We start from the raw sequence: 13679 nt of genomic DNA, 5'->3' as shown, positions 1-13679 counted from the left end.
CAACAGCAATCCGGTTTCCGTTTAAGAGAATCTCCGTGTCAAAGGCGCTGCCCCCCATATGTCAAAAAAAAAGCCCGCCTGTGCGAGCTTTGGTTGTCTAGTTAAAGACTTTGATATTTAAGCAAGAATGACTTAATTCCGTTCAAACAAATGTGACATCAACGCCCAAGGAGAAATTTGTGGGGTTTTCCAGGACGGCAATCAGGTTGTTGTCGCTGGCCGAGCGAATCGTCATATCAACAGCATTCACTGTTTGCAGTTTGTAATCAGATGCTTTACCCTTCAGAACGATTTTGTCGCCATCGAAATGATTGAAATCTCGAATCGTCGCGAAACTATCGAAGCCACGGTAGAAGACACCAGAACTGTCGCCCAATATAAACCGATCTGCTCCGCCGTCCCGACCCACAAGACGGTCTTTTTCTCCATTGATTACTTCTCCAGTCGTCCCTTGCAAAAAGTCATTACCCGGACCTCCATCGAGTATATCGTTGCCACGACCGCCCAACAGAGTATCATTGCCAAGACCGCCCGACAGGTTATCATCACCATTCAGTCCAGAGAGGGTATCATTCCCTCCTTTACCGAAAATGGATTCTGGTCCAGACGTTCCCAGCAGAAAATCGTTTCCTTCAGTACCAGTAATAGACATAATATTGCTCCTGTTTCTTGTTAATCCAGTCATGTGTAGACCCTAACAAGGCATCGTCTACCCATCGTCCATAGCAGCGTGAATTTATCGTGAATTGGTAAAAATTTCTGGCTTTACTGTTTTGGCTCTCATTGCCAAACTCAGCAATTTTATAAATATCATCTTTTTCCTCAGTACCGCTTATAAAAACCTACTCAAATCTACTCATCAGTAAATTAGAACTAGATCGAAGTCCACGGTGTAACTTTTGGTCGATAACCCCCGTGGGCTCTTCTGTTTCATTCTCGGAAAAACCGCAATTTAGACTCTTGTAGTGCCTTTCTTTGCCTACCCCCCCCACAGACAATTTAATCGGCGTTTCACCAGCCCCGGGGCCGGCACGGGGGCGCGGCCCCAACACAGAATGAAACAGAAGAGCCCCTGTGGGTACTTTCTCAGATCCTGAATGAATACATACGACTTTTTCAGGCTTTTTCTGGCTGGCATTGTCAGTGCATTGGTTTAACTTGGGTTTATGAGGTCAAACAAACCCCCTGATACTAATACTATTTTCCAAAACTCATGCAACGCCGTAAAAATAGTAGGTTGATTGCCTTAAAGAAAGCCCAAGATGCAGATTGTAGCAAGAGTTTTTAGAATTGGTATTTCAAGCAAAGAGAACTGACTCAAAAGCACAATTTAAGTTCTGGGAATTGACCCAAATCACAAACTACTCACTCAATTAAGTTTTTGTAGGAGGCACAATATTATGACTTGTTTAGCGTTAGCATTGCTCGGACCGATGCAGGTAATGGTGAATGGGCAGCCAATCCTGAATTTCCCCTATGAAAAAGTGCGGGCGCTGTTTGCCTATTTAGCGATCGAATCAAACTATCCCCATCACCGCGATCGTCTGGCTGCGCTGTTGTGGTCAGATCAGTGCGAGTCAAACGCTCGCAGCAATCTTCGCAAAGCCTTATGCACGCTCCGTCATCTGCTAGGAGATTCGACGGTTGACTCACCGCTATTTCTCACCACGCGCAACACGATTCAGTTTAATCCTACAATCGAGCATACGTTTGATGTCGCTATATTGACTCAATTGCTCGATCGCCACAGTCAACATTCCCATTCGGATGCTGAACTTGACCCAGAATGCGTGTCTGATTTAGAACAAGCAATTGCTTTGTATCGGGGAGCGTTTCTCGATCAAATTCAACTCCCAGATAGCGAAGCCTTTGAAGCGTGGGTGATGCTGAATCGCCAACGCTTCCATGAATTTGTTGTCAACGCTTGTGCAGCACTTGTCACACACTACGAACACCAGCATAACTATCAAAAAGCACAACATTACGTGCAACGGCAGTTGCAACTCGAACCCTGGAATGAATCAGCCCATCAATCTTTGATGCGGATTTTGGCACAGTGCGGGCGGCGCACGGCTGCTTTGAAGCAATACGATCGCTGCTGTCAGGCTTTAGAACAAGAATTAGCCACCGAACCAGAACCGGCAACGATCGCGTTATGGGAGGCGATTCGATCGGGCACATGGACTGACCGGGCGATTGGAGAGTCCGATCGGGTGAAACTACCATCGATCTCTGCGGTTTCTAAGCGATCGATGCCAAAATCCTTAGCAGCAGTGGGACATTAATTAGGCGCACATGATATGACTAATGACTATGCCCAATCTCCACTGCTCCGAGCGCCTTAAGTGTTGATATTTGAGCATCGGTTAGACCCGTGACACCTGCAATATTCATGCCTTCGTAAAGCCTAGGCGATCGCATATTTCCGACAGATTCTCCCGTCTCCATCTCCCACAGATTAATAGCTCCATCAGCGCTGCCACTGGCTAGGGTTTTACCATCGGGAGAAATTGCGATCGCCCAAACTTCAGATGTATAGTTCTGGATGGTTTTAACACATTCTCCAGAACGCACATCCCACAACTTGATTGTTTTATCGTGACTGCCGCTGACCAAAATGCGACCATCTAAACTAAACCGCAGACACCAAATTAAAGCTGCGTGACCTGGCAAGGTTTTCAGACATTTTCCCGACTCAACTTCCCACAGTTTTATCGTTTTATCGTCACCGCTACTTGCCAAAATCTTTCCATCTGGGCTAAAAGCAACCGAAAACAGCAAACTGGTATGACCTGAAAGGGTTTTGAAACATTCCCCAGAACGCACATCCCACAATCTCACCAGTCGATCGTCGCTGCCACTGGCTAAAATTGTGCCATCTGGACTGAAAGCAATTGACCAAGCACGACAATTATCTGACAGAATTTGGCAGCATTCACCAGTCTGAACGTTCCATAATCGGAGAGTATGAGCATTATCGCTACTTGCCAATGTGCGACCGTCTGGACTGAAGCCAATGGCAAACACGACATTCGGAATGCTTGTACTCCCCTGCACGATCCGCAGCAATTGACCTGTAGCGACATCCCACAAGCAGATAATGCCACGATTACTGCTGCTAGCAAGGGTTTGACCATCTGGACTGAAGGCAACGCACCAAACCCAATTTGTATGTCCTTGCAGTGTTTTGCTACACTCACCAGATTGCACATCCCATAATTTGAGTGTTGTGTCATCGCTACCGCTGGCTAAGAACTGCCCATTTGGACTAAAGGCAAGCGATTTAATCCCAGCGCTGTAGCCATGCAGCGTCCTGAATGATTCTCCTGTTTCCCGATTCCAGAGGGTGACGCTGCAATCTAAGCTACCACTTGCCAGAGTATGACCTTGGGGGTGAAATGCGATCGACCAGATCCAACCGCAGTGTTTCTGCATAATTTTGAAACACTGCCCTGTCCCAACATCCCAGAGTCGAACCGTGCAATCATAACTGGCACTAGCGATCGCACAACCATCGGGACTAAATGCCACTCCTGCAACAGGATCGGTATGTCCCCGCAGAATCTTTAAACATTGTCCTGTAGAAATCTCCCACAAGCGAACAGTACCATCCCAACTGCCGCTGACCAAAGTTTGATTATCTGGACTAAAAGCAATCGACCGAATGATGTGTGTATGCCCTTGCAATGTGTTAATAATTTCCCCTGTTTCAAGCAGCCACAATTTTATAGTTTGGTCGTAACTACAAGTCGCCAAAAGTTGACCGTCGGGACTAAAAATCACCGACGTTACAAAATTGGTATGTCCCTGAAGCGTCTTTAAACATTCACCCGTTGCCACATCCCACAACTTAATTGTGCAGTCCCAACTACCACTAGCTAAGGTTCTACCGTCGGGACTAAATACAACAGAATCCGCCCATCCGGTATGCTCTGTTAATGTTTGAATACACTCACCCGTAGCCAAATCCCATAACTTGACGGTATGGTCAAAAGAGGCACTTGCTAAAGTTTGATTGTTGGGACTGAAAGCAACACGAGCGATCCAACTGGTGTGTCCTTCACAGGTGAGAAATTCTCGATAATCTTGGGTTCGGCAAACTCGAATCTTAGCATCCGCATTGCCGACTGCCAACAATTTTCCATCAAAGCTAAAGGCAACAGACATAGCCCCATTTGAATTACTGGTAAAGACTGATTTAGACAGATCGGAATTGGCAAAGTTAACTCGATGCAAGTTCGTACCAATCAGATAAGCTTGCCAGATACTCAAGTACGAGAAATCATAGCCACTTAACTCTATTTTCAGTTGGCGCAACAGATTAATCATATTTCCCCCAGCATACCCAACTGAGTTAGGGAATTGCGATCGCAGCCGAAACAAAACCTCATTAAGTTGATATTCAACCTCTTTATTAGAGCGGTATTCGCCCATTAGTCGCTCAGCCAGGGGTGCTAAAATCAAGCGAATTTGGCTTTCCCGGATGTAATCTTTAGCCTCGGCTTTAATCAGGGCATGGGTAACGAATAAATCTAGATTTTGCGACTGAATTTCCCGCTTAAATCTCTCGATTAACTGTTCGGTAATATACTCCATCACCACAGGTTGTAAGGTGAATTTTCCGGCATTATTTTCAATCAGCGATCGCCCTCTCAGGGACAACAAAGCATCCAGCAATTTAGATTGTGAAGGGATGGAAACAAAATCCGCCCGCAACTCAGCAAGCGTTATCCATTCTCGATCGATCGCCAGCCAATACACGATCTGCTTTTCCAAGTCTGACAAACGATTAAATTGCCCATCTAGCAGAATATTTATATCTCCGAAAGCGAGGGCTCCATGCTCCAGAAAGTTGGTAATATTGCCATCAAATAAATCTCGCACGGTTGTCGAGACAATTTTGAGCGCCAGGGGATTACCGCAATAATGTTGAGTTAAATTTATCCAATCGGTTTCTGTTTCGGAAAAACAGCCGTTGGCTTGAAAAATTTCTTGCACTTCCAGGGAACCTAACCCGATTAAGGGTAAGGTTCGCACAGGTGAGGTTTCGCCTTCCAACGGCATCAAAGTTGTGGGTTTTTCCCGACTTGTTAAAACAAGACAACTGGAATGGTATTCGCTGCCAATTCGTCTGAGAAGTTCCCCATATCCCTCGTAACCTTCTCGATATTGTTCTATTCGACCAGGGAATGTTGCGTCATCGTTACTGCCTATAATTGTCTCAATATTATCGAGTATCAAAAGACAGTGCGACGAACGTAAATATCCCATCAGTTGAGAGATTTGAGCCGCCAATGATGTCGGGATTGCCGTTTCTTGTTGCTCGGAAATAATTTGAATCAAATTTAACAATACATCCTCAATTGGTGGCGCATTGCGTAAGGATTGCCAAATCAGGAAGTCAAAGTTGTTTTGAAGTGCGATCGCTACTTTTGCAGCCAATGAGGTTTTGCCAATTCCCCCCATTCCTACTAAGGCAACCAAACGGCAGGAGTCGCTAACAATCCATTGCTGCAGTCTTGCTAATTCCTGATTTCGACCGTAGAATGTCGAGACATCAACGATTTCTCCCCAGTGGCGGTGTGTAGAAAATTCTTGTTGTTGAATTTGCTGTTGCAGCGGCGGTATTTTTTGTATCTGTGTGCTGGATGATTCTACGGGTACCTGACGCGATCGCCGCCCTATAACTGCTTGAAGATTGCTTTTAGTAACCTTTTCTCCAAGTGCAGTAGTGAGTAGTTGCCATAACTTGTAACCCACATCTTTGATATAACTAGCGTCATAGTCAGCGCTATCAGCAATATCTAAATAAGATAGCCCTTCCCAAGATTTACGAAATACGAGCTCTTGGATGTTGCTGAGGGAAGTTGGCGCGATCGCTGTATCTAAAATTCTCAGTGCTTCTTCCACAGTCATCGCCTTACAGCACCTCTAAATTAGTCTTGTGATATCTTGCATTTATTCTAGCTGAAACGGGTTCTTCGGCCCATCCCACCAGGCGAGATGACAACCCCGCCGGAAACCCAGACAGGGCTGACGGGGTGACAACAAGAGTCAAAAGTTCCACCCGTGGCGGATTTACCAAACTCGCCGCTCAAAAAAGATGGCGTCGAAATTGTTGGTGAATATCGTTCTTGCAATCTGCTGTAAATACAAGAAACCCGGTTTTGCAAGAAAACCTGGTTTTTGAGTCGAAAGAGTTTTAAGTTAACTTGCGCGCCTCAATTCGATCGCCGACTGTTAGGTGATTCGTAGTAAACTCCAGAACCTGTATCGGAGACAAAATGACAATCCCAGTAAGAGCGAATAAAGCTCTTCCAAATTGGCTCGGTTGACTTGCGATAATAATCGCCCAACACTGGCTTGATGGCTTCCGTTGCTTCCTTCAAGTGATAGTGCGGCATGGTCGAGAAAATGTGGTGGGCTACGTGGGTGCCGATATCGTGATGGATGGAATTGATGATTCCGTAGTCGCGATCGATCGTAGACAATGCACCTTTCAAGAAAGACCAATCTTTACCGCGATACCAAGGAATATCGGCTTCTGTGTGGTGGAGGAATGTTACCAAATCCAGCCACATCACGAATACTACATAGGGAACCAAGTAGAACTTGAGTAAAAACAGCCAACCAAACTGATAGGTTAGCGCGCCTAAAAAGCCTACCATCAGTACCAAGGATGCGGAACTCGTCAACACATCCCATTTTTCGGACGGACGGAAAATCGGGCTACCGGGCATGAAGTGAGAACCTGCCATCAGGGCGATCGCCCTGATGGCAGAATCCTCTCCCGCTGATGTCATGATGCTGCTAAAACCCCCTTCGTCTAAGGAGACGACGGCGACACCGAGAGTTAGGAACACCGCTCCCCCTGCTCCTTCAAATTGGCTGAACTCTAGAGCCGAGTCGGGGAAATCGGCAGCATTTGCCAGTCCCGTGATGCCAGCTTGGTCACTTAGGAGGGCTAACCCTTCTGTCACCGCATCTTCGCGGAAAGTAATAATGTAACGCCCTGTTGCTCGATCGGCTTGGGCAGTTTCTGGGATGGGAAAACTAGGTTGTTCAGACATAAAATACCTCTTATTGACTGTTATTAGAAATCAATAACAGTTTTTCGGATTTTGTAACATCGATTTCTGTTGTTTTTGATTCAGCCTGGACTTATTTTTACCTGGCGTCCAAGACTGAAAAGCTAGTGACGTGCCCGAACTCAAAAATAATTTTTGTTTGTGGTGAACATTATTGTTTAATTTTGTTTCTAGCGAACTTTTTGGGAGAGAATTTGGCTAATATTATTAAGTTTTTATAAAAAAAGTTACTACTAAAAGTAATTGGTATAAGATAAACGTCATTGATTTTTAGGTTCTTCGACTTTCCTAAGATAACATTTCAACCAACAACTAATTTTATCTAAGAATTAGTTTGAGTTCACCATGTATTTTTTACATTAAATTCAAGATGTGATTTGAATGTGAATAGTTATTGACGCATTTAATCTCATTGTTGAATAGCTAGACTAAAACCTGAGAAATTTAGCGTGAAGATCTAGCAATTACCAGCAAGTATAAGCGTTAAAGCTTAGCTAGGAATTCTTCTTAAAGACTTTTAGTGAGAACATAGAGAATGAGTACCAAAAAGTCATTGTTTATACCTCGGCGTCAAGTAATTCGCGGGATTTTATCTACTACAGCGTTTGCAGTCACATCGCGCCTTTGGACTGGATGTACTCCTGCTAAAGAGGTTCAAGCAAACTCGGCTGGCAAAGATAAGCCAATTGTGATGGGATTTATTTATGTTGGCCCCAAAGATGACTACGGCTACAATCAAGCCCAAGCCGAAGGGAACGCTGGGGTTTCTAAATTAGCTTGGGTAAAAACTGTAGAGGAAGCAAATGTTCCTGAAACTACCTCGGTACAAGAAACCATGAGGAACATGATCGAACAAGATGGGGCAACAGTTCTGTTCCCTACCTCCTTCGGGTACTTTGACCCCCATATTCTGAAACTGGCAAAGGATTACCCGGAGGTACAATTCTTTCACTGCGGTGGACTTTATCAGGAAGGTAAGCATCCAAATAACGTTGGCAGCTATTTTGGCTACATTGATGAGGCTGAGTACGTGGCAGGCATTGTTGCCGCCCACGCTTCCAAAACCGGAAAATTAGGATTTATTGCTGCTAAACCCATACCCCAAGTATTACGCAATATCAATAGCTTTACATTAGGGGCACGTAGCATTAAGCCAGAAGTTACAACTCAGGTGATTTTTACAGGAGATTGGTCTTTGCCTGTTAAAGAAGCTGATGCTGCTAATAGTATGGCTGACCAGGGTGTTGATGTAATTACCTGTCACGTAGATAGCCCCAAAGTAGTGATGGAAACGGCTGAGAAACGAGGCATTTTCTGTACTGGCTACCATGCAAGTCAAGCCCAACTTGCGCCCAAAGGATATTTAACAGGTGCCGAGTGGGACTGGACGAATGTCTATTCTAAGTATGCTGAAATGCTTCAAGCTGGCAAGACGCTGATGAACGGAGGCATTCCCCATTTAGTACGCGGTGGCTTGAAGGATGGCTTTTTGAAGCTATCGCCCTACGGCAGCACTGTAACGGCTGAAGCGAAAAAGGATGCAGATGCTGCTAAGAGTAAGTTTCTTGATGGCAGCATGGTGATTTATAAGGGGGAAATAAAAGATAACACCGGGAAAGTTGTGATTGCTGAAGGTAAGGATTTCAAGCAGCAAGACGCAGAACTAGAAAAGATGAATTGGCTGGCATCAGGCGTCATCGGCAAAGTTACGAGTTAATTAGCTGATGTGCATTCAACATTGTATAGCGGACAACTTAAACGCTGATTAGCTTAGTAGGGGCGTGCAGGTTTGCCCCTACATACCCCTTCCTTTCGCTAAGAAAGTATTTCACCCCCGTCGGCAACTGCTATACAAGCAAGTTTTTAATTCAACACTCATCATTTTCTTAGTAATTCATCTTTTATTCTGATGATGATTAACCGTCAAAACTGGCGTACAACTTTGGAAGCGGTTTGTATCCCGATCGCCGCTATCCTCTTCTCATTGGTATTGTTTGGAATTTTTTGTGCGGTAGCTGGATCTAATCCCTTTGCTGTCTATGCCTCAATCTACAAAGCAGCGTTTGGCAGTTGGCATTCATTCCAAAACACTCTGATCAGGGCTGCACCGTTGATGTTGAGTTCCTTGTGCACGGCTTTGCCTGCCCGTTTGGGATTGGTGATTATCGGCAACGAAGGCGCTTTAGTAGTTGGGGGTCTGGGGGCTGTCGCCGCTGGACTGGCTTTATCTTCTGCACCGCCGACGTTAGTTCAAATTGCAATGGCGCTGGCAGGAATTGTCTGTGGAGGTCTATGGATTGGTGCAGTGGGAGCTTTGCGCTATTACCGGGCAGTGAATGAGACAATTAGCAGCTTGTTGTTGAACTATATTGCGATCGCCCTGCTGAATCATTTAGTCGGCGGCGTGATGCGTGACCCCAGCAGTGTCAATAAAATTTCTAGTTACCCGATTCCTGATGTGAATATGTTAGGAAATATTCCAGGAACCCGCGTTCACTACGGTCTAATTTATGGGTTGGTTGCTTGTGCGATCGCTTACTTCCTGATCCAGCGCACTACCTTCGGCTTTGCAGCTAGAACAGCAGGAGGTAACATCCGCGCTGCTCGAATTGCCGGACTTCCTGTGGGCAAGTTGACAATGGCAATCTGTTTCTTAGCTGGCTCTTGTGCGGGTTTGGCAGGCATGGTGGAAGTCGCAGCCGTGCATGGTCGAGCTAACGAATCACTTAATGCTAACTATGGCTACAGCGGTATCTTAGTCGCATTCATTGCTCGACACAACCCTCTTGCTGCGACTATTGTGGCAATTCTGCTGGGCGGCATTCTTGCTAGTGGTGGCATCTTGCAACGGGCACACGGACTGCCAGATGCAACGGTTTTAGTGTTCCAAGGATTGGTCTTTTTGGTGGTTCTGTATAGCGAATCGCTCTACGGACGTTTGCCATTTTTCAAACAACGGTCAACCGATAGCCCTCAGCAGCCACCTTCTAGCGAGCAGCCATCAGTAGCCACTGTCTAACTAAGCAATACGTTAAGCCAAAATCTCACATCGGAGGAATCCACAATGGCAGCAGAAGTATTAGGTTGGTGGGGAGTACCTTTGGGTATCTTGGCAGGAACTTTGCGGGGTAGCGCTCCGTTTCTGTTCGTCAGTTTGGGCGAATGCCTGACTGAAAAAAGCGGCAAGATTAATTTGGGGTTAGAAGGGACACTGTTAACGGGTGCGATGAGTGCCTATGCTATTTCTTATCAGACTGGATCGCCTTGGTTAGGTGTTTTAGCCGCTGGTCTAGCTGGCATGGTACTAGGTTTAATCCACGCTTGGCTGTGCGTGCAACCAAAAGTAAACGACATTGCCGTAGGCATCGCCATGATTATTTTTGGTAGCGGCATTGCTTTCTTTTTTGGCAAACCTTTTATTCAACCAAGTGCCCCCCAGTTGCCTAGTTTCCCTCTGGGTGCTTGGAGTCATCTGCCTCCTGTGCAATCAGCGCTACAAATTTGTCCCCTATTTTTGTTAGGTGTAGCGATCGCCCCTCTAATGCAGTGGTTCTTTAAATCAACTCGCTGGGGGTTATTTATTCGTGCAGTTGGAGATAGTCCCGATGCTGCCAAAGCAATGGGAATCTCCATTAATAAAGTTCGGATGCTCTGCATTATCGCAGGCAGTTTCTTAGCTGGAATTGGTGGTGCTTATTTATCTCTTTACTACCCCGGTAGTTGGACAGAACGCATCTCTAGCGGTCAAGGACTCATGGCGGTAGCGCTGGTAATTTTCGCTCGTTGGAACCCAGTTCAGTGCTTGTACGCCTCGTTGCTGTTTGGGGGAGCACAGGCGATCGGGCCTGCTTTGCAATCAGTAGGAGTGGATTCCTATTACTACTTATTTAATGCCTCGCCCTACCTCCTGACGCTGGCGATCATGATTATTACTTGTTCGCCAAAACGAACTTTGACAGGCGCCCCTGGATCTTTAGGAACTAGCACGTAAAACAGGAATTTGTCGCAAGGAAGATAAACATGGGACGTTTTGTAGAAGCTGAACCATATCCTTATCCTTACAATGGGGATTTGCGCCCAGAAAATACGGTGCTGCTGATAATTGATATGCAAATTGATTTCTGCGGCATTGGTGGATATGTTGATAAGATGGGCTACGACTTGTCACTGACTCGCGCTCCTATTGAGCCAATCAAGCGAGTCTTAGAAGTCGCACGGGCGAAGCACTTCCATATCATGCACACCCGCGAAGGACACCGCCCCGATTTAGCAGATTTACCAGAAAACAAGCAGTGGCGATCGCGTCAAATTAACGCCGGAATTGGCGATCCTGGACCCTGCGGCAGAATTCTAGTTCGAGGTGAAGCAGGGTGGGAAATTATTCCAGAACTCGCGCCTTTGCCTGGGGAAGCGGTGATTGACAAGCCTGGAAAAGGTTCGTTTTATGCCACGGATCTAGATCTGTTACTGAAACGCAAAGGCATTCAAAATATTGTTTTGGCTGGCATTACAACCGATGTCTGTGTGCATACCACAATGCGAGATGCAAACGATCGCGGTTATGAATGTTTGCTTTTATCTGACTGTACAGGCGCAACAGATTATGGCAATCATTTGGCGGCACTTAAGATGATCCAGATGCAGGGAGGAGTGTTTGGAACGGTTGCTGATTCAGAAGCATTTATCAAAGCTTTAAATGATGAATTTTGAGCAAAAAGTCAAGTTATATTATGTTAGGTGGGAACGGGAGTTTAAGAGTGATGTGAAACTTTATCGGTAGGAATCATGGGTTAAATTTTAACCGCAGATGACAACAGATGAACGCAGATGGACGCAGATAAGAAGGCAGATATTACTAGAGGTGAGATTAATAATTTAAAGAGTGGAATGCTCCGGGCGCTCTCACTAAAAATTTACATCTCATAAGTAGCCGATAAGCTGGAAACTTTACAAGGGAGACAAAAACATGACGGAAGTAACTGATTCTATAGATCGAAAATCCGCACTGGAAATTCACCAGTCTAAATTCCAAATTCAAAACTTTATTCAACCACCAGAACTAGAGGTGGTTAACATGACTAAGCGGTTTGGCACGATGACTGCACTTGATAACTTCTCGATGACGCTAAAACCAGGGACGTTTCATGCTTTGCTGGGCGAGAACGGAGCAGGCAAAAGTACCCTTGTTAAATGTGTGATGGGTTTCTATACTCCTACTTCAGGCAAAGTGTTGATTGATGGGCAGGAAAGTGCGATCGCAAGTCCTCGCGATGCTCATAAGTACGGCATTGGCATGGTTTACCAGCACTTCACTTCTGTGCCTGCGATGACGGTAGCTGAAAATCTGGTTTTGTCCCGCTTTGATAGCCCCAATTTGATTAATTGGAAAGCCGAGTACGAGCTGTTAAAGGCTTTTATGAAAACTGCTCCTTTCCGAGTTCCTCTAGATACCCCGGTCTTTCAATTAGCTGCGGGGGAAAAACAAAAGCTAGAAATTCTTAAACAGATATATCTTCAGAGTCGGATTTTGATTCTGGACGAACCCACTTCGGTGCTTACTCCGCAGGAAGCCGATGAGGTTTTAGGTTTACTGCGTGCAGAAGTTACTGCCGGAAGATTAAGCGTGTTAATTATCAGCCACAAATTCCGGGAAGTGATGGCGTTTTGCGATAGCATCACGGTGCTGCGTAAAGGGAAGTTTGCAGGTCAGGGTTTGGTAAAGGATCTGACTGTCTCGGATATGTCTGAAATGATGATGGGTGAAAGGCGCGAACCGAAACCAGTTGAAAAGACAGCCCCCCCAACGACTATCCCTGTACTTCAAGTCCAAGACCTTCATGCCAATAAAGACAACGGTCTGGAGGTATTGACAGGAGTAAACCTCACAGTTCACAGCGGCGAAATTGTTGGGATTGCAGGTATCTCTGGCAATGGTCAGCGGGAACTGGTAGAAGTATTGGCAGGTCAGCGTTCTGCTACAAGTGGATCTGTACTGGTCAATGGCGAAGTTTATACAGCAACACGAGCCGAGATGTTTAAACATCAGGTCTTTGCACTACCAGAAGAACCCCTTCATAATGCTTGTGTGCCACACATGAGTGTGGCAGAAAATTTAGCCCTGCGGACGTTTGACCGCCCTCCTCAAGCTAAAGCAAATATCTTACTCATCCTGAAAGAAATTAGGCAGGCGGCTAAGAACTTAATTAATACTTTCAAAATAAAAACGCCTTCGCCAGATACACCTGTTGGCAATCTGTCGGGCGGAAATGTACAGCGCACAGTGCTAGCGCGGGAACTCTCGGCCGAACATATTAAGTTACTAATTGCCGCGAATCCTTGCTTTGGTCTTGATTTTGCTGCTGTGGAGTACATTCACGGTCAGATTATTGAGGCTCGCAACCGAGGAGTAGCTGTGTTGCTGGTGAGCGAAGATTTAGATGAATTGCTGAAATTGTCCGATCGGGTTTTGGTAATCAGTGGCGGGAATTTTACTTATGAAAGTGCGATCGCAGATGCAGATTTTGCTCAGATTGGTAAGAGTATGGCAGGACATTAATAGACTTTTCCAAAAAAGTAGAGACGTTGTATACA

At 45.6% G+C, this 13679-nt stretch carries 9 protein-coding genes; 6 read left to right on the top strand and 3 right to left on the bottom strand.

The window, feature by feature from the left end:
- Nucleotides 1-142 precede the first annotated feature (142 nt).
- The gene (locus QUA23_RS12150) at nucleotides 143-652 is read right to left on the bottom strand and encodes a hypothetical protein (RefSeq protein WP_333076145.1); all 510 of its coding nucleotides are present in this window, start codon (nucleotides 650-652) and stop codon (nucleotides 143-145) included.
- A gap of 748 nt (nucleotides 653-1400) precedes the next feature.
- Here QUA23_RS12150 and QUA23_RS12145 point away from each other — a divergent pair.
- Nucleotides 1401-2285: a BTAD domain-containing putative transcriptional regulator gene (locus tag QUA23_RS12145; protein WP_333076144.1), complete on the top strand. Its 885-nt coding sequence runs from the start codon at nucleotides 1401-1403 to the stop codon at nucleotides 2283-2285.
- A gap of 19 nt (nucleotides 2286-2304) precedes the next feature.
- On the opposite strand, the gene QUA23_RS12140 is transcribed toward QUA23_RS12145, so the two are convergent.
- Together QUA23_RS12140 and QUA23_RS12135 are read right to left on the bottom strand one after the other, a co-directional pair.
- Nucleotides 2305-5916: a WD40 domain-containing protein gene (locus QUA23_RS12140; RefSeq protein ID WP_333076143.1), complete on the bottom strand. Its 3612-nt coding sequence runs from the start codon at nucleotides 5914-5916 to the stop codon at nucleotides 2305-2307.
- A gap of 305 nt (nucleotides 5917-6221) precedes the next feature.
- Nucleotides 6222-7070, bottom strand: coding sequence for a fatty acid desaturase (locus QUA23_RS12135; protein ID WP_333110376.1), 849 nt, complete (start codon nucleotides 7068-7070; stop codon nucleotides 6222-6224).
- 553 nt (nucleotides 7071-7623) lie between these two features.
- Between QUA23_RS12135 and QUA23_RS12130 the strand changes: the two genes are divergently transcribed.
- From QUA23_RS12130 to QUA23_RS12110, 5 genes are all read left to right on the top strand, one after another.
- The gene (locus QUA23_RS12130; protein WP_333076141.1) at nucleotides 7624-8805 is read left to right on the top strand and encodes a BMP family ABC transporter substrate-binding protein; all 1182 of its coding nucleotides are present in this window, start codon (nucleotides 7624-7626) and stop codon (nucleotides 8803-8805) included.
- A gap of 192 nt (nucleotides 8806-8997) precedes the next feature.
- Nucleotides 8998-10107, top strand: a complete 1110-nt coding sequence (locus QUA23_RS12125) for an ABC transporter permease (protein WP_333076140.1) — start codon at nucleotides 8998-9000, stop codon at nucleotides 10105-10107.
- A 45-nt stretch (nucleotides 10108-10152) separates the two neighbouring features.
- Entirely contained in the window at nucleotides 10153-11079 is a 927-nt protein-coding gene (locus QUA23_RS12120) for an ABC transporter permease (protein WP_333076139.1), read from the top strand.
- 29 nt (nucleotides 11080-11108) lie between these two features.
- On the top strand, nucleotides 11109-11798 hold the full coding sequence (biuH, locus tag QUA23_RS12115; protein WP_333076138.1) for a biuret amidohydrolase: 690 nt from the start codon (nucleotides 11109-11111) through the stop codon (nucleotides 11796-11798).
- A 256-nt stretch (nucleotides 11799-12054) separates the two neighbouring features.
- Complete coding sequence (locus tag QUA23_RS12110; protein WP_333076137.1) at nucleotides 12055-13644, top strand: ABC transporter ATP-binding protein; 1590 nt, start codon at nucleotides 12055-12057, stop codon at nucleotides 13642-13644.
- Nucleotides 13645-13679: the final 35 nt, after the last annotated feature.

The sequence above is a fragment of the Microcoleus sp. Pol1C5 genome (genome assembly GCF_036701115.1).
Taxonomy (GTDB): domain Bacteria; phylum Cyanobacteriota; class Cyanobacteriia; order Cyanobacteriales; family Microcoleaceae; genus Microcoleus.
This window is presented reverse-complemented; position numbering and strand designations above follow the sequence as displayed.

Excerpts from the sequence above, each read along its gene's own strand:
- QUA23_RS12150 (WP_333076145.1), bottom strand. The coding sequence starts at position 652 with ATGTCTATTACTGGTACTGAAGGAAACGATTTTCTGCTGGGAACGTCT.
- QUA23_RS12135 (WP_333110376.1), bottom strand. The coding sequence starts at position 7,070 with ATGTCTGAACAACCTAGTTTTCCCATCCCAGAAACTGCCCAAGCCGAT.
- QUA23_RS12120 (WP_333076139.1), top strand. The coding sequence starts at position 10,153 with ATGGCAGCAGAAGTATTAGGTTGGTGGGGAGTACCTTTGGGTATCTTG.
- QUA23_RS12140 (WP_333076143.1), bottom strand. The coding sequence starts at position 5,916 with ATGACTGTGGAAGAAGCACTGAGAATTTTAGATACAGCGATCGCGCCA.
- QUA23_RS12110 (WP_333076137.1), top strand. The coding sequence starts at position 12,055 with ATGACGGAAGTAACTGATTCTATAGATCGAAAATCCGCACTGGAAATT.
- QUA23_RS12145 (WP_333076144.1), top strand. The coding sequence starts at position 1,401 with ATGACTTGTTTAGCGTTAGCATTGCTCGGACCGATGCAGGTAATGGTG.
- biuH (WP_333076138.1), top strand. The coding sequence starts at position 11,109 with ATGGGACGTTTTGTAGAAGCTGAACCATATCCTTATCCTTACAATGGG.
- QUA23_RS12130 (WP_333076141.1), top strand. The coding sequence starts at position 7,624 with ATGAGTACCAAAAAGTCATTGTTTATACCTCGGCGTCAAGTAATTCGC.
- QUA23_RS12125 (WP_333076140.1), top strand. The coding sequence starts at position 8,998 with ATGATGATTAACCGTCAAAACTGGCGTACAACTTTGGAAGCGGTTTGT.